Genomic DNA, 18,803 nt, shown 5'->3' on the forward strand with positions numbered 1-18,803 from the left:
ATGGCAGTCAATCTGGACCCCGACCTGCTGAGCATCCTGGTCTGCCCGAAGTGCCGCTCGGAGTTCCGGGTGGACGACGAGGCGAACGAGCTGGTCTGCACCAACACCGGCTGCGCCCTGGCGTACCCGGTGCGCGACGACATCCCGGTGCTGCTGATCGACGAGGCGCGGGACACCCGCACCGAGGAGACCGCGAGCCAGGCATGAGTGCTTTCGACGACTCGCGGCTGGACGACCCGGCCGCGTTGCAGGCGACCGACCACCTGCTGCGGCGGCTCGCCATGGCCGGTGCGCGGGTGCGGGCCGAGCTGGAGGCAGCGGACGACGTCCTGTCCCGGCTCGACTCGGACGGTTTCCGGCCGCGGGCCATTGTGGCCGCCGGTCGCGATGCGCGGCTGGTGCGGGCGGTGCTGGAGCCGGTCTGCCCGGTTCCGTTCGTCGCGTGGCCCGGGCCGGGCCTGCCGGGCTGGGCTGGTCCGTTGGATCTCGTCATCGTGCTGGGCGGCCAGTCCGAGGACAACGACGCGGTGTCGGCTGCTGCCGAGGCCGCGCGCCGCGGCTGCGGTCTGATGGTCGCCGCACCGGAGGACTCGCCGGTCGCGATCGCTTCCGCCGGTCTGCGACATGCGATCCGGCTGCCGTCGCAGTCCGATGACCAGCTGGCCGCTGCGGTCGCCGTCCTGCAGGGGCTGCACCAGATGGAGCTTGGCCCGGTTGTCGACGCGAAGGCCGTTGCGGCCACGCTGGACGACGTAGCGATCGCCTGCTCGCCGAACAATGACGTCTCGGCCAACCCGGCCAAAGAGCTTGCGCTGGTGCTGGCTGACGCGCTGCCGCTGGTCTGGGGCGGCTCTGTGCTGGCCGCGCGTGCTGCGCGTCGTGTGGTCGAGGCGATCCGGCTGGCGAGTGGCCGGCCCGCGCTGGCCGCGGACGCCGGTCACCTGCTACCGGTGCTCAACCAGCCGCCGCGTGACCTGTTCGCCGACCCGTTCGACCAGGCGGAGGAACTGCGCCCCGCGCTGATCATCCTGGACGACGGTCTGGCCGACACCGCCGTCACCGAGACCCGTAACAAGCTGGCGACGAAGGCCGAGCGGCACGAGGTGCGCGTGCATGTCGTCAAGCAGGCCGACAGGACGGACATCGCCCGGTACGCCGCTCTGACTCAGCACGGCCGGTACGCCGCGGCGTACCTCGGCATTGGCCTGGGCCGGTACGGCACTGCTGTCGACGATGCGCCGGCCGAGCCGGGCATCCCCTCGGAGGACCCGGCGTGGTAGTCCCGCTGCAGAACACGATCCGCGACTACGCGTGGGGCTCGACGACCGCGCTGCCGGCGTTGCTCGGCGTCCCGGCCGACGGGCAGCCGCAGGCCGAGATGTGGATGGGTGCGCACGAGTCGGCGCCGTCCGTGCTGCCGTCCGGTGCGACCTTGTACGACGAGGTTTCGGCGTCCGCCGAGCAGGTGCTGGGTGCGGAGACGGCTGAGCGGTTCGAAGGGCGCTTCCCATTTCTGGCGAAGCTGCTGGCCGCTGGGCAGCCGCTGTCCATCCAGGCGCACCCGTCGCGGGCGCAGGCGATCGACGGCTTCGCACGGGACGAGGCCGCCGGGATTCCGCGCGACGCCGCGGACCGGAACTACAAGGACGCCTGGCCGAAGCCGGAGATTCTGGTCGCGCTGGAGCCGTTCGACGCGTTGGTCGGGTTCCGGCCGCTGGAGTCGACGGTCGCGCTGCTGGAGGCGCTGGCGCCGGTCGGGTTCGACGAGCTGACCGCCGCGCTGCGGGACGGCAAGCTGCAGGAGGCCTTCACCGGCTTCATGAGCAGCGACCGGGACAGCATTCGGCCGGTTGTTGCGGCGTTGGGTGAGGCCTGCGCGCAGTACGCCGGTTCGGCGTACAAGCTAGAGGTGGAGACGTTGGCGCGGCTGTGCGCCGACTTCCCCGACGACCCCGGCGTGCTGGCTGCTCTGCTGTTGAACCGGGTGCGGTTGGAGCGGTTCGACGCGGTGTATCTGCCGGCCGGCAATGTGCACGCTTACCTGAGCGGGCTGGGGTTCGAGGTCATGGCGAACTCGGACAACGTGCTGCGCGGCGGGCTGACCAGCAAGCACATCGACGTCCCCGAGCTGGTGTCGGTGATCGACTTCGAGCCGCTCGCCGATCCGGTGCTGACGGCGACGCCGATCGGTGACGGAGTGTCGGCGTACGAGACGGGCTGTGAGTACTTCGCCGTCCGCCGGGTCGACCTGGACGGCGGTGAACAGGCGGTCACCGGGGCCGGGCCGCGGATCGTCTGCTGTGTGGCCGGATCGGTCGAGGTCGGGGCCGGGGGCACCTATCCCGGTGTGACGTTGGCGGCCGGACAGTCGGCGTTCGCTCGAGGACCCGAAGGACCCTGTAACCTGCGTGGTTCCGGCACGGCGTTCGTCGTGTCCGCGCCCTGATTTTTCTTTTACTGCGGAGGACCTGAACACCATGGCAGGTGGCGGAACCAAGGCCGTCGTGGCGGCGTTGCTGGCGAACACCGGGATCGCGATCACGAAGTTCGCCGCCTGGGGGCTGACCCAGTCGGCCTCGATGCTGGCCGAGGCGATCCACTCGCTGGCCGACGCGGGGAACCAGGTGCTGCTGCTGGTCGGCGGCAAGCGCGCCCAGCGGCAGGCCAACGAGCTGCACCAGTTCGGCTTCGGCCGGGAGCGGTACGTCTACTCGTTCATCGTCGCGATCGTGCTGTTCAGCGTCGGTGGGCTGTTCGCGCTCTACGAGGGCTGGCACAAGATCCACGACCCGCACCCGATCGAGAACTGGAAGTGGGTCCCGGTCGTCGTCCTGTCGGTCGCGATCGTCCTCGAGACGCTCTCCTTCCGGACGGCGATCGTCGAGGCGAACAAGGTCCGCGGTACGGCGTCCTGGTCGCGGTTCATCCGGAACGCGCGCTCACCCGAGCTGCCGGTCATCCTGCTCGAGGACTTCGCCGCGCTGATGGGTCTGATCCTGGCGCTGATCGGCGTCATCCTGACGCTTGCCACCGGCAACGGCGTCTTCGACGGCGCGGGCTCGATGGCGATCGGCGCGCTGCTGGTCTGCGTCGCGGTCTTCCTGGCGATCGAGATGAAGTCGCTGCTGCTCGGCGAGTCGGCCACCCGCGAGGCCCAGCAGAAGATCGTCGACGCCATCCAGAACACCCCCGGCGTCCAGCGCCTGATCCACATCAAGACCCTGCACCTCGGCCCCGAAGAGGTCCTGGTCGCGGCCAAACTCGCCGTCGAGCCCACCGCCGACAGCGCCGTCGTCGCCCAGACCATCAACGCCGCCGAGCAGGCCATCCGCGCCGCCGAACCGATGTCGGTCCACGTCTACCTCGAACCCGACATCTACACCGAGAACTACCAGCGCGACGAGCGCCCCGCCGTCCCCGAAGCCCCCTCCCACTAACCCCTCGCTGACGCCCCCTCCCACCCACCGGAGGGGGCGTTCGCACGCCCACCCCTCCCACCCGGCCCCGCCTCCGGCCTCGGCCGGCTCCTTCTTCTTTCGTCTTTCCTTCCTTCCCTTCCCGGCGTCAGCGGGGTTTGGGTGGGAGGACGCCGGAGCGACCGAGCCAGCGGAGGGCGCGGTCGCGGTCGATCTGGGACTGGGTGGGTGGGGTGGTGAGTTTGCCGGTGCGGTAGCCGAGGTTGCGCAGGTCGGCGGCGACCGAGGGTTCGGCGAGGGCGCGCAGGGCGAAGGCGAGCGCGGCGGGGGTGACGTCGTAGCGGCGTTCGAGGTCGAGAGCGAGCTGGACGGCGGCCAGGTCGCGGTCGTCGTACTGGCGCTGGGAGCCGGCCCGGGAGTGCGGGAGCAGGCCGAGCGCCTCGCGGTAGCGCAGCATGCGGGGGGTGGTGCCCAGGCGTTTCGCGGCTTCGGTGATGCGCATGGGAACAATCTTGACATTTCGGTGTCAAAAACGCCCGTGAAGCGATCAAACCACTGTGCTCGGCCCTCTAGGCTCAGGCAGGGAACTTAGGTAGCACTCACCACACGGCTTCAGGGGAGCGGTATGACGTTCGAGTACAAGGTGGCGGACCTCGGGCTGGCCGAGTTCGGCCGCAAGGAGATCCGGCTGGCCGAGCACGAGATGCCCGGTCTGATGGCGATGCGCGCGCAGTACGGCGACAGCAAGCCGCTGGCCGGCGCCCGCATCATGGGCTCGCTGCACATGACGATCCAGACCGCGGTGCTGATCGAGACGCTGACCGCGCTCGGCGCCGACGTCCGCTGGGTCTCCTGCAACATCTTCTCCACCCAGGACCACGCCGCCGCGGCGATCGTCGTCGGCCCGGAGGGCACCGTCGACAACCCGACCGGCGTCCCGGTCTTCGCCTGGAAGGGCGAGACGCTGGAGGAGTACTGGTGGTGCACCGAGCAGGCGCTGAAGTGGCCGGGTGAGCAGGGCCCGAACATGATCCTGGACGACGGCGGCGACGCCACCATGCTCGTCCACAAGGGCACCGAGTTCGAGAAGGCCGGCGCCGTCCCGGACCCGTCGACCGCGGACTCCGAGGAGTACGCCGTCGTCCTGAAGCTGCTGACCCGCACGCTCGCCGAGGACCCGCAGCTGTGGACCGGGATCGGCCAGGGCATCAAGGGCGTCACCGAGGAGACCACGACCGGCGTCCACCGGCTGTACGAGATGCACAAGGCCGGTGCGTTGCTGTTCCCGGCGATCAACGTCAACGACTCGGTGACCAAGTCGAAGTTCGACAACAAGTACGGCTGCCGGCACTCGCTGATCGACGGCATCAACCGCGCCACCGACGTCCTGATCGGCGGCAAGGTCGCGGTCGTGGCCGGTTACGGCGACGTCGGCAAGGGCTGCGCGGAGTCGCTGCGCGGCCAGGGCGCCCGGGTCATCGTCACCGAGATCGACCCGATCTGCGCGCTGCAGGCCGCGATGGACGGCTACCAGGTCACCACGCTGGACGACGTCGTCGGTATCGCCGACATCTTCGTCACCACCACCGGTAACAAGGACGTCATCACCGCCGACCACATGGCGAAGATGAAGCACCAGGCGATCGTCGGCAACATCGGCCACTTCGACAACGAGATCGACATGGCCGGCCTGTACAAGACCGCCGGTGTCGAGCGGGTCAACATCAAGCCGCAGGTCGACGAGTTCCGCTTCCCCGACGGCCACACGATCATCATCCTGTCCGAGGGCCGCCTGCTGAACCTGGGCAACGCCACCGGTCACCCGTCGTTCGTGATGTCGAACTCCTTCACCAACCAGGTGCTCGCCCAGATCGAGCTCTTCGTCCGCACCGCCGACTACCCGACCGAGGTCTACGTGCTCCCCAAGCACCTCGACGAGATGGTCGCCCGCCTCCACCTCGACGCCCTCGGCGTCAAGCTCACCGAGCTCACCAAGGAGCAGGCCGGCTACCTCGGCATCCCCGTCGAAGGCCCCTACAAGCCCGAGCACTACCGCTACTGAGCAACCGCACGCACGCCAAGCGCCCCACCAACCGGTGGGGCGCTTGCCGTTTCAGAGCAGGAAAGCGGCGAGGCCGTACTCCTCCGGCAGCTCTTGGCTGAGGGTGACGGCGTCGGTCATCCAGCCGACGCACTCCTGGACGGCGCCGAGGACCTCCGGATGCAGCTCGGCCCGTTGGGCCTGGGGTCGCCTGCCATTGTGCGAGCCCGGCCCGGCAGTCGGCCGGCGTCCACTCGCCGTACCCGATGCCTTCGGAGTTCGGTAGCGGCGCAGGCAGCCCGGCGAAGACGAGATCGTCGAGCTGCGGTGTCGTGATGCCGAGCTGGCGGAGTCCTTTGTCGACCTCGACCAGCCAACCGCTGCGAAAGCTGAAGAAACACTCGTTGTTCTGCTGGTAGTCGGTGAACAGGAATTGGCAGAGGTCGTAGAACGCGGAGCCGTAGTGGTGCCCGTAGCGCTCGTCGAACGGGCCGCCGTCGACGACTGCCCGCGTTGCCGCGGCAGCGCTCGGTGCGCCGGCGGCGATCTCGTCCGCCCAGTACTCGTCCTGCCCCGGCCAGAACTTGGCACATCCCCGGACCCACGCATCGTTGCGGGAGCCGATGGCTCCGCGCAGGAAGTTCGGTTCGACGGCGAAGACGGACAGGCTCAGGCTCATGGGACGACGCTAGGGCCGCGCAGCCGGGCCGGTGACCGGCTGGCCGCAAGTTGTCAGCGGATGGCGGTGACGAGGTGTTTGTCGGCGACTTGGCCGAGGACGGCGACTTCGGCGAAGCCGGCTTTGCGGAAGGACTCGAGGGTGTCGGTGAGGGTGATCTCGCGGGTGCGGGAGCGGTCGGCGAAGCGGCGGTCGCGTTCGGCGAGGAGGTCGGCGAAGGCGGGTTCTTCGGCGGCGGACTCCCACCAGGCGGCCCAGTCCTCGACGCCGGCGGCGTGTGAGGCCGCCCAGATCTCGTCGCGTAGCTCGACGGCGACAGCGTCCAGGCGCGGGACCTCGGTCGGGCCGAGGCGCATGGTGTCCGCGTTGATGAACACGCCGCCGGGCCGAATGCGGCGTGCCAGCGTCTGCGCGAGGCGCTCCAGGTCAGCGGGGTCGAGCCAGTGCAGCGCCGTCGCCGAGCAGACCGCGTCGAACTGACCTTCCGGCAGGACGACGTCCCACCCATCGACCCGCAGGTCCGCCTCGACGAACCGCGCGCCGGATGTCGTGTTGCGCGCCATCTCCAGCAGGAACGGGTCCAGATCGACGCCGACCACCTCGGCCCCGGGGAAGCGCGCCAGCGCGCGGCTACTGATCGACCCCGGCCCGCACGCCAGGTCGACGAACCGCTCCGGCGTCCCCGCCACCCGCTCGACGATCGTGAGCATCAACTCGAACTGCTCGTCCCGATCCGGCAGGTAACCCGCCTGCTGCACGTCCCACCGGTCCAGCCATTCCTGCCATCCGATCTGCGACATGGTCGCAACAGTACCCACGACCCCGGACGGACGAACGGGTAGTGGTCCGACCTGGACGGCGCGCCGACGGCGTGTCGGAGCCGCCGGGGCGACCTGTACCCGTTGGTCGGTACGCCGTTGGCTAGGACCAGCCGGAGTCGCTGCCGGGGGCGGCCCAGCCTTGGGCGTTGTGCGTGGCTGGGCGAGCGGCCGCGGCGGGCGGGGGCGGCGGGAGGTAGGGGGTGGGCGCTGGGGTTGGGGGGAGTGCGCCGTACGGGTTGGGCGGGGCGAAGGGGCCGGCCGGGACGGCGTACGGGTTGGTGGGGGTTGGGGCTGTGGCGAAGGGGCCGGTGGCGACCGGGCGGGCGGTGGCCAGGCGGATGAGCTCGCGGCGACGGCGTTCGGCGAGGACGGCGGACAGGAAGGCCGGGGCGATCATCGGCTGCGGCGGTGCGGGGGCGGTGAGCTGGCCGATGCGCGCGGCGAGAGTCTCACCGAGCGCAGCGCGCGCGGCGACGTCCAGCTCGACGAAGCGGGCCAGGTAGTCGCGGGCGGTGTTCGCCAGGTCGTCGGGCAGCTGCGAGAGCTCCAGCGACTGCGCCCACGGGACGAGCTGCGCCGGGACGAACAGCGGCGGTGACGCCATCGGCTGGTGCCGCTCCCGGATCACGACCGTCCCGGCGACCATGTCGCCGATCCGCTTGCCTTCCTTGTTCATCAGGCTCGCGACAATGCCTGGGCTGGCCGCGAACCACGGCGCGAAGTCGACGAAGAACCACATCAGCGTCCGCACCAACGCGTGCCGGAACCGGATCGAGGACCCGTCGTCCCGGACCACCTTCAGGCCGAGGATGATCTTGCCGAGCGTCCGGCCGCGGGTCAGCGTCTCCATCACCAGCCGGTAGCCGACGACCACGAGCAGAACGGTCAGGATGATCAGCGCCACCGCTAGTGACTCGCTGGAGTCCGTGCCGATCAGAAAGCCGAACAGCATCGACAGGATCAGACCGAGCGCGATCCCCTGCACGATCACGTCGATGGCGCATGCCAGCGCCCGCGTCGGCATCCGTGCGATCCGCACCTGGAGGACGACCGCCTCGCCAGTGACCAACTGAGACACAGCCTGCCCCCTCCTCCAACGACACCTCGGAGGGCTAGTCTGCCAGCGCAGGGGAGTCAGCCAGGGGAGGAGGTGTGTTGTGGACGTCGAGGCATTCGTTTCGGTGCACCAGCCGCAGTGGGACCGTTTGGCGGATCTGACCCGACGGCAGCGCCGCCTGACCGGAGCTGAGGTCGAGGAACTCGTCACGCTCTACCAACGCGTCGGCACTCACCTGTCCGCGCTCCGGGCTGCTGGCGCCGACCCAGTGTCGATCGGCCGGCTGTCCGGTCTGATTGCAGACGCCCGCGGTGCCGTCACCGGCGCACAGGCGCCTGTCTGGCGTGACATCTCCCGCTACTTCCTGGTGTCGTTCCCAGCGGCGCTCTACACATCCAGACGCTGGTGGGTCACGATCGGCCTGCTCTTCTACCTGGTGGCCGCCTGGTCGGCCTGGCGGATCCTCGCGCACCCAGAGGTGCTCGACTCGATCGCCGCGCCCGCGGAGATCGAGCAGTACGTCAACAGCGGCTTCGAGGGCTACTACTCGGAGAACCCGGCCCAGGACTTCGCTCTGCACGTCTGGCTCAACAACGCCGGTCTGAGCGCTGCCGTCCTGGCCATCGGCATTCTGGTCGTCCCGTCGATCCTCATCCTCTGGGACAACGCCATTGGCCTCGGTACCGCGGCCGGCCTGATGATCGGCCACGACAAGGGCACACTGTTCTTCACGCTGATCACCCCGCACGGCCTGCTGGAGCTGACCGCGGTCTTCATCGCCGGCGCGGCCGGCCTGCGCCTCGGCTGGGCCTGGATCGTCCCCGGCGCGCGGACGCGAATGCAAGCCCTGGCCCAGACCGGTCGCGCGACGGTCGCGATGGCGATCGGCCTGACCGCGATCCTCCTCTACACCGGCGTGGTCGAGGCGTACGTGACGCCGTACTTCCCGTCACCGTTCCGCGTCGCGATCGGCGTCCTCAGTCAGCTCGGCTTCGTCGCCTACGTCTGGATCTTGGGACGCCGTGCCGCGCGGGCCGGGGAGACCGGCGACATCGAGGAACAGGACGCCGCGGCGCCGATCTCGGCCTGAAACCCGTTTGCTCGCGGGCACTGGGACGCAATGAAGTCCGCCCAGGAAGTCAGACACAGTCAGTGGTACGGCGTCACCGTCAGCGTCGGCCTGATCGCGTACGGCGTCGTCCACCTGCTCGTCGCCTGGATCGCGCTCCAGCTCGCCTGGGGCGGGTCGTCGCAGGAGGCGTCCCAGCAAGGCGCGCTCGAGGAGCTCGCGAGTAAACCGCTCGGCGGCGTCCTGCTCTGGATCGTCGCGGTCGGCTTGTTCGCGCTGGTCCTGTGGCGCGTCCTCGACCTCGCGTACGGCGATCTCGATCTGGAGAAGCGGGTGTCGTCGACGGGCCGGGCCGTGATCTACCTGGTCCTCGGGATCAGCGCGGTCAAGGTCGCGACCGGTTCGGGTGGCTCCAGCTCCGGCCAGCAGCAGACCTTCACCGCGAAGGTGATGGAGAACGGCGCCGGTCGCGTGCTGATCGTGATCGTCGGTCTGGTGATCATCGGGATCGGCGTTCGCCAGCTGCACAAGGCCTCCACGAAGAAGTTCACCGAGGACCTGGTCGGCGGCGTCTCGCACGCGACCGTCCAGCTCGGCCGCGTGGGCTACGCCGCCAAGGGCGTCGCCTTCGTCGTGGTGGGCGCCCTCTTCGGCTGGGCCGCGATCGGCTACGACCCCGACAAGGCCGGCGGCCTCGACACCGCCCTCCGCACCATCAAGGAGCAGCCCTTCGGCTCCGTCCTGCTCACCGTCCTGGCCCTCGGCATCGCCGCCTTCGGCGCCTACTGCTTCGCCTGGTCCCGCAACGCCAAGCTCTAGTGTCGGTAAGGACATGAGGAGGTGGCCCCGCATCGCCTGTGGTCGGCAGACTCAGGCGTGCGGGACGCGCCACAGGTCGACTACCTCATGTCGTTCGCGACGCATACTCAACCCACCGGCAAGTCGCGGCGCCGCAGACCGACCAGGCCGGCGGCGCCGAGGGCCGCGGTGATTGCCAGCAGAACCAGAAGCGGGGTGGCTGAGACGGGGCCGCCGGGGAGCTGGGGGAGGTGCCGGAACGGCGAGATGTCGTTGACCCAGGCGGCCACCTGGACGCCCGCGTTGGTGAGGCCGATCAGGATGCAGATCGCCGGCCCGGCCCAGGCGGCCGGCGTGAAGCGTGGCAGCAAACCGAAGACGGCCAAGGTCAGCGCGGCCAGCAGCCAGACCGCAGGGAGCTGAATGAGCGCCGCCTCGACCAGCCGAGCAATCTGGTGACCGGTGTCGTCCACAGCCATCCCGTAGGTCAGACCGGTCGCGACCCCCGCCGCCAGCAACGCGACGGCCGGGCCGAACAGGCTGAAGACCAGATGGCTCGCAGCCCACTGGAGCCGCCCGGTCGCGGTCGCGAGCACCGGCTCCGCCCGTCCGCTGCTCTCCTCGACGCGCAACCGCAGCGTGGCCTGGACGGCGTACGCCGACGCGATCAGCCCGATGATCATCATCACCCCGACCAGGTACGAGTCGATCAGCCCGGCCGCGCCGCCCATCCGCTGGAACATCTCCTGGATCTTCGGATCGTCGCGCATCATGTCGCCGACCCCCTCGGCCACCCCGCCGAACAGCAACCCCAGCAGCGCGAACGCCGTCGTCCACGCGAGCAGCAGCCCGCGATGCAATCGCCAGGCCAACCCGAAGGGCGACCCCAACGACCCCTCGGCCGGGCCCAGCCGGGCCGGCAACAGGCCGGACCCGACATCCCGCCGGACGGCGAGCTGCACCGCCACCGCCACGAGCACAACAGTTGCCGCAAGCAACACAATCCCGAGCCACCACCGATTGGCGCCGTACGGATGGATGCGCTGCGCCCAACCGACCGGCGAGAGCCAGGACAGCCAGGCCAGCGGCCCGTCCGTATGCGCGCTGGTGTCGCCGACGGCCCGCAGGACGAACGATGCTCCGAGCACCCCGATCGCGATCCCGCGCGCCGTCCCGGCGTTCGCGGTCAACTGCGCCGCCACGGCGCCAACCGCCGCGAAAACCCAACCACAGCTAGCGAATTCAAGCCCCAGCGCAAACGAACCGGCCAACGTGAAGTCCTGGCTGTACATCCCCAACGCGAGCAGGACGCCGAGCGCCAGGTTCGCCCCGAAGGTCGTGAGCAACGCGGCGGCCAACCCGGCATGCCGCCCGACCACGCTCGACCCGAGCAGCTCGCTCCGCCCGCTCTCCTCCTCGACCCGGGTATGCCGAATCACCGTCAGCAGCCCGATCAGCCCGACCATCAACGGCACGAACCCGAGCCGCCAGGTGACGAACTCGCCGAGGCTGGTCCCCTCGAGTTCGCCGTACAAGGTGATGAACCCGGCGTTGTTCGCATAGCTCAGCCGCGACTCCGCCGTCGGGAACAGCTCCCCGTACGTCGAGGCGAAGCTCATCGGGATCGCACACAGCACCACGATCCACAGCGGCAGCACGACCCGATCCCGACGCAGGATCAACCGCATCAGACCGCCCGTACCGGCCAGCGTCGTCATCGCGCTGCCTCCGGTTCGTACAGTCGCAGGAACAGCTCCTCCAGCGACGGCGGCTGACTGACCAGACTCCGGACGCCGATCTCCGTCAACTGCCGCAGCACCGGATTGATCGCGTCGGTGTCGACGTCGAATCGCACCGACCCGTCCTCGACCTGCAGATCGTGGACGCCGGCGAGCGCGGCCAGACCGTTCGACGGGCCGGCCAACTCGGCGCGGATCGACGTCCGGGTCAGGTGTCGCAGGTCGGCCAGCGTCCCGCTCTCGACCGCGCGCCCGGCCCGGATGATCGTGACCCGCTCGCAGAGCGCCTCGACCTCGGACAGGATGTGACTGGACAGCAGCACGGTTCGGCCCTCGCCTGCGCTGATCTCCTGCACGACCTCGCGGAAGACCTCCTCCATCAACGGGTCCAACCCCGAGGTGGGCTCGTCGAGAAGCAGCAGTTCGACATCGGACGCGAAGGCGGCGACCAGCGCGACCTTCTGCCGGTTGCCCTTCGAGTAGGTGCGGGCCTTCTTCCGCGGGTCGAGGTCGAAGCGGTCGAGCAGCTCGGTCTTGCGCTTCTTGTCCAGCCCGCCGCGCATCCGGCCGAGCAGGTCGATCGCCTCGCCGCCGGACAGGTTGGGCCAGAGCGTGACGTCGCCGGGCACGTAGGCCAGTCGCCGGTGCAGGGCGGTCGCATCCGACCAGGGGTCGGCGTCCAGGACGCGCGCCGTACCTGAGGTCCGTCGGGTCATTCCGAGCAGGATCCGGATGGTGGTGGTCTTCCCGGCGCCGTTCGGGCCGAGGAAGCCGTGCACCTCGCCGGTGCGTACCGACAGGTCGAGGCCGTCCAAGGCACGGGTGCGCCCGAAGGTCTTGACCAATCCTTCCGTGCTGATCGCCGCTGCGGGCATGGTCGGTCAGTCCTTCCGTAAGTTATCGGCCTGCTCGGGAGTGAGCAGGGGCTGGGAGAAGATGTCGACGAAGGCCCGGGTCATCCGGGCGTAGCCGGCCGGGGCGGAGATGTCCTCGCCGAGGGCCAGCTCGAGCAGGTCGCGGAGCACGAAGACGCCGAGTTTCATCACCGCGATCACCGCCGACCAGGCCTGGTAGTCGTCGGTGTCGACGCCGTGCGTCCGGGCCCATTCGGCGCCGTACTCCACGGTCTGCAGGAACAGCGCGACCGCCGTCTCGGAGCCGTCCATCATCGAGCGGGCCAGGTAGGTCTGTAGCGGGAACGAGACCGGCTGGATCGAAGCGAGGCTGACGTTCTCCAGGCCGACCTCGTCGACGAGCTCGCGGCCGAGCTGGAACATCCGGTCCCGCGCGTACTCGTCACAGGCCTGCCGGAGCGCCTCCTTCGAGCCGAAGTGATGCCGCAGCAGCCCGGACGAGACGCCGGCCTCGGCCGCGATGTCCCGGATCGAGGCGCCGTCGATCCCGCGCTCGGTGAACAGCTTGATCGCGGCGTCCCGGATCCGGGCCCGCGCGGTCAGGTCGTCGTTCATTCCGCCTCCTCGATGACTACACAATCGAGTAGACCGCTACACGACTGTGTAGTCAAGCGGGAAGATGGTGACGGAGTCATAGCTTTTGTAGGTATTTCATTGACATGACGGGCTCGGTGGTGAGACTTCTTCCCATGATCAAACGGTGGCTGGCGGCGGTTGGCGTGCTGTGTCTGGTGATGGCGATCCCGGGGACGGCGTCCGCCGCCGACCCAGGTCGTCCAACGGTCCGCGTCGGAGTCACCCAGGCGGTCGACTCGATGAACCCGTTCCTGGCCGTCCGGCTCGTCTCGGGGTCGCTGCAGCGCTGGATGTACAGCTTCCTGACCGTTCCCGACTCCAAGACACTGCAGCCGAGCCCCGATCTGGCCGAGTCCTGGACGACGTCCCCCGACGGCCTGACCTGGACGTTCAAGATCCGCCAGGCGAAGTGGTCGGACGGGCAGCCGATCACCGCCGCGGACGCCGCCTGGACGTTCAACAAGATGATCGACGACGACGCGGCGAAGACCGGGAACGGTCCGGCCGTGGAGAACTTCGCCAGTGTCACGGCGAACGGCCAGGAGCTGACGATCAAGCTCAAGGCGCCGCAGGCGTCGATGCTCGACAACCCGGTGCCGATCATGCCCAAGCACGTCTGGGAGAAGGTCACCGACATCGCCAAGTACGACGCCGACCAGTACCCGGCCGTGGGCAGCGGGCCGTACGTCGCCGTCGAGCACAAGAAGGACCAGTTCGTCCGGCTCACCGCGAACAAGGACTACTGGCGCGGCGCCCCGAAGATCGACGAGCTGCAGATGATCTTCTACGACAACCCGGCGGCCGCGATCGTCGGGCTGAAGAAGGGCGACATCGACCTGATCGGCCGCCTCGCGCCGCCGGACTTCGAGTCGCTGAAGAGCGACCCGAACATCGTCCAGTGGAACACCGAGGGCCGGCGGGCGACGTACCTGCAGATCAACCACGGCGCGACGACCAGTGACGACAAGCCGGTCGGCGACGGGCATCCGGCGCTGAAGGACCCGAAGGTCCGGCAGGCGCTGCACTACGCGATCGACAAGCAGAAGCTGGTCGACGAGACGCAGAACGGGCTGGCCCGGCCGTCCGACAGCTCGATCGTCCCGCCGATGTACAAGGACTTCTTCTGGGAGGCGACCGGCGCCGAGAAGGTCACCTACGACGCCGCCAAGGCCAACCAGCTGCTCGACGAGGCCGGGTACAAGAAGGGCGCCGACGGCCTGCGGACGATGCCGGACGGCTCCCGGAAGCTGCAGTTCCGGTTCTCCATCCACACCGACGCGCCGATGGAGGAGAAGCTCGCCGAATACCTGACCGGGTGGTTCAAGGAGATCGGCGTCCAGCTCACCACCAAGCGGCTCGACTCCAGCAAGTTCACCGAGGAGACCGGGACGACGGCGCTGTTCGACATCGCGATCAGCGGCTGGTCGGTGAACCCGGACCCGGAGGAGGTGCTCGCCACGCACCTCTGCAGCCGGCGGCCGACGGCGTCCGGTGAGGGCGGCGGCACGGAGTCGTTCTACTGCGATCCGCGGTACGAGGAGCTCTACAAGCAGCAGCAGAAGGAGCTCGACCGCGGCAAGCGCGCGGAGTACATCAAGCAGATGGAGCAGCGGCTGTACGTCGATGCGCCGGTGATCGCGCTGTACTACCCGAACAACCTCGAGGGCTACCGCAAGGACCGGATCGCGAGCATCACCTCGATCCCCGAGGACAAGGGCATGCTGTACGGCGGTAGCGGGTTCTGGCCGTTCTACACGGTGACTGCGGTGACGGCGTCCGAGACGGCCGAGGACGACGGCGCCAACACCGGGCTCATCGTCGGTGCGGTGGCCGGTGGTCTGGTGCTGATCGGCGCTGCGGTCTTCCTGCTGCGGCGGCAGCGCGGCACCGCCGACGAGCGCGAATGACGGTAGTCACCGAGGTCGAAGCGGCCCCGGCCCGCCACGGTTTGCTGCGGTACGCGGCGACCAAGGCGGGCGGGGCGCTGCTCAGCATCGCGATGGTGGTGGTGGCGACGTTCTTCCTGTTCCGGATGCTGCCGGGCGACCCGGTCCGGGCACTGGCGCAGGGGCGCAACATGACGCCGGAACAGCTCGACCTGGAGCGGGCGCGGCTGGGGCTGGACAAGTCGGTGCCGGAGCAGTTCCTGCACTTCGTCGGGCAGACGCTGCGCTTCGACCTCGGGACGTCGTACGAGTACAAGCGGCCGGTACTCGACCTGATCGGGGACCGGATCTGGCCGACGCTGCTGCTCACCGGGACGGCGCTGGTGATGGCGGTCGGCCTGGGGATCTGGCAGGGCGCGCGGGCCGGGTGGAAGCCGGGCAGCCGGTTCGACAAGTTCTCCACGGCGATCTCACTGGTGCTGTGGTCGGTGCCGACGTTCTGGCTCGGGCTGTTGCTGCTGATGGTGTTCGCGGCCGGCGTCGGTCCGATCCCGGGTGTGTTCCCGACGCGCGGGATCTCGAGCGTGGATGCGCCGGACGGCTTCGGGTACGTGCTCGACGTCGCACAGCACATGGTGTTGCCGTGTCTGACGCTGGTCGCGGTCGTGTACGCCCAGTACCTGCTGGTGATGCGGTCGTCGGTGCTGGACGAGGTCGGGCAGGACTACATCACCACCGCGCGGGCCAAGGGGTTGCGCGACGACGACATCCGGCGTCGGCACGCCGTCCCGAACGCACTGCTGCCGACGGTGACGCTGGTGTTCATGCGGATCGGTTTCGTGGTCGGGGGAGCGGTGACCGTGGAGGCGATCTTCAGCTGGCCGGGGCTGGGACAGCTGTTCTACGAGGCGATCCGGGTGCCGGACTTCACGCTGATGCAGGGGACCTTCTTGCTGATCACGGTGTCGGTGATTCTGATGAACACCTTGGCTGACGTGATCTACCACGTCCTGGATCCGCGGGTGCGGTCGGTATGAGTTCACTGGCGTGGGTGCGGCGGAGGCGTTCGGTCCAACGGTTCTGGGGCGATTTCCGGACGCACAAGGCTGGTGTGGCCGGCCTCGGCGTACTGGTGGTGGCGGTGCTGCTGGCGCTGATCGCGCCGCTGTTCATCGACGCCGGCGTGACGAACGTGGTCAGCGGGACCGGCGAGAAGATGGCGCCGCCGTCGCTGGATGCGCCGCTGGGGACGGACGAATCTGGGCGCTCGGTGCTGCTGATGATCTGGTGGGGTTCGCGGACGTCGCTGCTGATCGGGTTCCTGGCGGCGCTGCTGAGTATGGTGATCGGGACCGTGCTCGGCATCGCGGCCGGGCACTTCCGCGGCTGGCTGGGTGCGATCGTACTGCGGATCACCGACTGGTTCCTGGTGCTGCCGTCGCTGGTCACCGCGCTGGTGCTGGCGGCGATCCTCGGTGGTAGTACGGCGACGATCATCGTCGCGATCGGCGTGACGTCGTGGCCGTCGACGGCGCGGCTGATCCGGGCCCAGACGCTCGCGGTCGAGGCCCGCCCGTACATCGAGCGCTCGCTGGCGCTGGGTGCCGGGCACTGGCACATCACCACCCGGCACGTCCTGCCGAACGTCGCGCCGTTGCTGCTGGCGAGTACGACGCTGGAGGTCGCGAGCGCGATCGTCACGGAGTCCACGCTGGCGTTCCTCGGCGTCAGCGCGAACAAGACGTCCTGGGGGACGATGCTGCGCGGCTCGTACGACTGGGGCGCGGCGACCGCGGGCGCGTGGTGGTACATCCTGATCCCGGGTCTGTGCATCGTCATCGTGGTGATGGCTTTCACCTTGTGCGGCAGGACTTTGGAGACCGTGCTGAACCCTCGACTGCGGACCCGGGCGGCGTGATGCTGGAACTCGACTCGTTGTCCGTCACCTACCGGATCGCCGGTGGTGAGGTGCCCGCCGTCCGCGGGGTGTCGCTGTCGGTCGCCGCCGGGGAGGCGGTCGGGCTGGCGGGGGAGTCCGGCTCGGGGAAGTCGACGATCGCGTTGTCGCTGCTGCGGTTGCTGCCGCGGACGGCGCGCCTCGACGGGCGGATCTTGCTGGACGGCGACGACGTACTGGCGATGAAGTGGGGGCGGCTGCGGGCCGTGCGCTGGTCGACGGCGTCCATCGTCTTCCAAGGTGCGCAGCACGGGCTGAACCCGGTACGGCGGGTCGGCGAGCAGATCGCCGAGCCGATGCTGGTGCACAAGGTGGCGTCGGGTGCGGCAGCTGACCGTCGGGTGCGGGAGTTGCTGGAGCAGGTCGGGCTGCCGGCTTGGCGAGCGCGGAGCTACCCGCATGAGCTCTCCGGTGGTCAGCGGCAGCGGGTGATGATCGCGATGGCGCTGGCCTGTTCGCCGCGGTTGATCATCGCGGACGAGCCGACGACCGCGCTGGATCTGATGGTGCAGGCGCAGGTGCTGACGCTGATCCGCGAGCTGATCGCGTCACACGGGATTTCCCTCCTGATGATCTCGCACGACCTGTCCGTGCTCGCGGATGTCTGTGACCGGCTCGCGGTGATGTACGCCGGGCGGCTGGTCGAGACCGGGCCGTCCGGCTCGCCGTTCGAGCATCCCTACAGTCGCGCGCTCTCGGCGGCCTTCCCGACCGTCGGTGATCCGGTGTCGCGGCTGGCGCCCCGCGGCCTGGCCGGTGATCCGCCCGATCCGCAGTCCTTGCCCGGCGGTTGCGCCTTCCATCCGCGCTGCCCCGTCGTCCAGGAGAGCTGCTCGACGACGCCGATCGACCTCCGGCCGGCCGGTCCCGAGCGGCAGGCGGCCTGCGTCCTGGTGGAGGAAAAGTGCTAGAGGCAACGAATGTCTCGGTCGAGTTCGGCCGGGCCCGGGCGGTCGACGGCGTCAACCTGTCGGTCGGCGCCGGTGAGATCGTCGCCTTGGTCGGCGAGTCGGGCTGCGGCAAGACCACCTTGGCCCGGACGCTGCTCGGGCTGGAGCGTCCGGCGTCCGGCACGATCTCGTACGACGGCGCCCCGCTGAACTACTCGGGACGCGCGCTGCGGGCCTTCCGGCGGCAGGTCCAGCTCGTGCTGCAGGACCCGATGGGCTCGCTCAACCCGCGGCACACCGTCTACGAGGCCGTCGCCGAGGGGCCGCGGATCCACAAGCTGCCCGACGAGGAGGCCGTCGTCAGCTCGGCCCTCGCGCGCGCCGGTCTGCGGCCGCCGGAGCGGTTCTTCCTGCGCTACCCGCACGAGCTGTCCGGCGGGCAACGGCAACGCGTCGTGATCGCCGGCGCGCTCGCTCTCGACCCGCGCATCCTGATCGCCGACGAGCCGGTCGCCTCCCTGGACGCCTCGATCCGCGGCGAGATCCTCGCGCTGCTCCTCCGCCTGCGCGCCGACCTCGGCCTCGGCGCCCTCGTCGTCACCCACGACCTCGGCCTGGCCTGGAACATCGCCGACCGCGTCGCCGTCATGTACCTCGGCCGGATCGTCGAGTCCGGCCCCACCGAACAGGTCCTCACCGACCCGCAGCACCCCTACACCCAGGCGCTGCTCTCCGTCCTCCCCGACTCCCCGAAGCGCGTCGTCCTCACCGGCGAACCGCCCGACCCGACCCGCATCCCCACCGGCTGCCGCTTCCACCCCCGCTGCCAACTAGTTGCCACCGGCAACGGCGTCCCCGCCTGCTCGACCCAGCCCCTCCCCATCCTCACCACCGCCCCCGGCGTCGCCTGCCACCTCGCACCCCAGAACTGACCGACCGGAGCCCCCAACGAAGTGGGCT

19 protein-coding genes are annotated in these 18,803 nt (G+C 69.5%); 12 read left to right on the top strand and 7 right to left on the bottom strand.

Annotation, left to right across the window (positions count from 1 at the left end; all coding sequences use genetic code 11):
• Genes ACZ6ZD_RS15825 through ACZ6ZD_RS15840 form a run of 4 tightly spaced genes read left to right on the top strand, consistent with a single transcriptional unit; the run spans position 1 to position 3,437 of the window.
• Positions 1–207: a Trm112 family protein gene (locus tag ACZ6ZD_RS15825; RefSeq protein ID WP_171678099.1), complete on the top strand. Its 207-nt coding sequence runs from the start codon at positions 1–3 to the stop codon at positions 205–207.
• Positions 204–1,280 (top strand): SIS domain-containing protein, encoded by a 1,077-nt coding sequence (locus tag ACZ6ZD_RS15830; RefSeq protein WP_465672472.1) that lies wholly within the window; start codon positions 204–206, stop codon positions 1,278–1,280. The genes ACZ6ZD_RS15825 and ACZ6ZD_RS15830 overlap by 4 nt, the downstream gene beginning before the upstream one ends.
• The gene (manA, locus tag ACZ6ZD_RS15835) at positions 1,274–2,446 is read left to right on the top strand and encodes a mannose-6-phosphate isomerase, class I (RefSeq protein WP_465672474.1); all 1,173 of its coding nucleotides are present in this window, start codon (positions 1,274–1,276) and stop codon (positions 2,444–2,446) included. Before ACZ6ZD_RS15830 ends, manA begins: the two co-directional genes overlap by 7 nt.
• A gap of 31 nt (positions 2,447–2,477) precedes the next feature.
• Positions 2,478–3,437: a cation diffusion facilitator family transporter gene (locus ACZ6ZD_RS15840; RefSeq protein ID WP_465672476.1), complete on the top strand. Its 960-nt coding sequence runs from the start codon at positions 2,478–2,480 to the stop codon at positions 3,435–3,437.
• Between the two features lie 127 nt (positions 3,438–3,564).
• Here ACZ6ZD_RS15840 and ACZ6ZD_RS15845 read toward each other — a convergent pair whose 3' ends face one another.
• Positions 3,565–3,918: a MerR family transcriptional regulator gene (locus tag ACZ6ZD_RS15845; protein ID WP_465672478.1), complete on the bottom strand. Its 354-nt coding sequence runs from the start codon at positions 3,916–3,918 to the stop codon at positions 3,565–3,567.
• A 123-nt stretch (positions 3,919–4,041) separates the two neighbouring features.
• Here ACZ6ZD_RS15845 and ahcY point away from each other — a divergent pair, with 123 nt between their 5' ends.
• Positions 4,042–5,478, top strand: a complete 1,437-nt coding sequence (gene ahcY / locus ACZ6ZD_RS15850; RefSeq protein WP_465672480.1) for an adenosylhomocysteinase — start codon at positions 4,042–4,044, stop codon at positions 5,476–5,478.
• Here ahcY and ACZ6ZD_RS15855 read toward each other — a convergent pair.
• From ACZ6ZD_RS15855 to ACZ6ZD_RS15865, 3 genes are all read right to left on the bottom strand, one after another.
• Positions 5,405–6,136 (bottom strand): DUF7691 family protein, encoded by a 732-nt coding sequence (locus ACZ6ZD_RS15855; protein ID WP_465672482.1) that lies wholly within the window; start codon positions 6,134–6,136, stop codon positions 5,405–5,407. The genes ahcY and ACZ6ZD_RS15855 overlap by 74 nt on opposite strands.
• A gap of 53 nt (positions 6,137–6,189) precedes the next feature.
• Complete coding sequence (locus tag ACZ6ZD_RS15860; protein WP_465672484.1) at positions 6,190–6,936, bottom strand: class I SAM-dependent methyltransferase; 747 nt, start codon at positions 6,934–6,936, stop codon at positions 6,190–6,192.
• Between the two features lie 121 nt (positions 6,937–7,057).
• A complete protein-coding gene (locus ACZ6ZD_RS15865) occupies positions 7,058–8,035 on the bottom strand; it encodes an RDD family protein (RefSeq protein WP_465672486.1) in 978 nt (325 codons plus the stop codon).
• A gap of 79 nt (positions 8,036–8,114) precedes the next feature.
• Between ACZ6ZD_RS15865 and ACZ6ZD_RS15870 the strand changes: the two genes are divergently transcribed.
• Together ACZ6ZD_RS15870 and ACZ6ZD_RS15875 are read left to right on the top strand one after the other, a co-directional pair.
• On the top strand, positions 8,115–9,104 hold the full coding sequence (locus ACZ6ZD_RS15870) for a stage II sporulation protein M (RefSeq protein WP_465672488.1): 990 nt from the start codon (positions 8,115–8,117) through the stop codon (positions 9,102–9,104).
• 30 nt (positions 9,105–9,134) lie between these two features.
• Positions 9,135–9,902: a DUF1206 domain-containing protein gene (locus ACZ6ZD_RS15875; protein ID WP_465672490.1), complete on the top strand. Its 768-nt coding sequence runs from the start codon at positions 9,135–9,137 to the stop codon at positions 9,900–9,902.
• Between the two features lie 107 nt (positions 9,903–10,009).
• Here ACZ6ZD_RS15875 and ACZ6ZD_RS15880 read toward each other — a convergent pair whose 3' ends face one another.
• From ACZ6ZD_RS15880 to ACZ6ZD_RS15890, 3 genes are read right to left on the bottom strand one after another with little or no spacing between them, the layout of a single operon-like run.
• A complete protein-coding gene (locus ACZ6ZD_RS15880; RefSeq protein WP_465672492.1) occupies positions 10,010–11,599 on the bottom strand; it encodes an ABC transporter permease in 1,590 nt (529 codons plus the stop codon).
• On the bottom strand, positions 11,596–12,495 hold the full coding sequence (locus ACZ6ZD_RS15885) for an ABC transporter ATP-binding protein (protein ID WP_465672494.1): 900 nt from the start codon (positions 12,493–12,495) through the stop codon (positions 11,596–11,598). Before ACZ6ZD_RS15885 ends, ACZ6ZD_RS15880 begins: the two co-directional genes overlap by 4 nt.
• Positions 12,496–12,501: 6 nt before the next feature.
• Positions 12,502–13,089 (bottom strand): TetR/AcrR family transcriptional regulator, encoded by a 588-nt coding sequence (locus ACZ6ZD_RS15890; RefSeq protein ID WP_465672496.1) that lies wholly within the window; start codon positions 13,087–13,089, stop codon positions 12,502–12,504.
• Positions 13,090–13,223: 134 nt separating this feature from the next.
• Between ACZ6ZD_RS15890 and ACZ6ZD_RS15895 the strand changes: the two genes are divergently transcribed.
• From ACZ6ZD_RS15895 to ACZ6ZD_RS15915, 5 genes are read left to right on the top strand one after another with little or no spacing between them, the layout of a single operon-like run.
• Entirely contained in the window at positions 13,224–15,017 is a 1,794-nt protein-coding gene (locus ACZ6ZD_RS15895; protein WP_465672498.1) for an ABC transporter substrate-binding protein, read from the top strand.
• Positions 15,014–16,033 (top strand): ABC transporter permease, encoded by a 1,020-nt coding sequence (locus ACZ6ZD_RS15900; RefSeq protein ID WP_465672500.1) that lies wholly within the window; start codon positions 15,014–15,016, stop codon positions 16,031–16,033. The genes ACZ6ZD_RS15895 and ACZ6ZD_RS15900 overlap by 4 nt, the downstream gene beginning before the upstream one ends.
• On the top strand, positions 16,030–16,914 hold the full coding sequence (locus tag ACZ6ZD_RS15905) for an ABC transporter permease (RefSeq protein WP_465672502.1): 885 nt from the start codon (positions 16,030–16,032) through the stop codon (positions 16,912–16,914). The genes ACZ6ZD_RS15900 and ACZ6ZD_RS15905 overlap by 4 nt, the downstream gene beginning before the upstream one ends.
• Complete coding sequence (locus ACZ6ZD_RS15910) at positions 16,914–17,864, top strand: ABC transporter ATP-binding protein (protein WP_465672504.1); 951 nt, start codon at positions 16,914–16,916, stop codon at positions 17,862–17,864. Before ACZ6ZD_RS15905 ends, ACZ6ZD_RS15910 begins: the two co-directional genes overlap by 1 nt.
• Entirely contained in the window at positions 17,858–18,775 is a 918-nt protein-coding gene (locus ACZ6ZD_RS15915; RefSeq protein WP_465672506.1) for an ABC transporter ATP-binding protein, read from the top strand. The genes ACZ6ZD_RS15910 and ACZ6ZD_RS15915 overlap by 7 nt, the downstream gene beginning before the upstream one ends.
• Positions 18,776–18,803 lie beyond the last annotated feature (28 nt).

The sequence above is a fragment of the Kribbella sp. NPDC104218 genome (assembly GCF_055584105.1).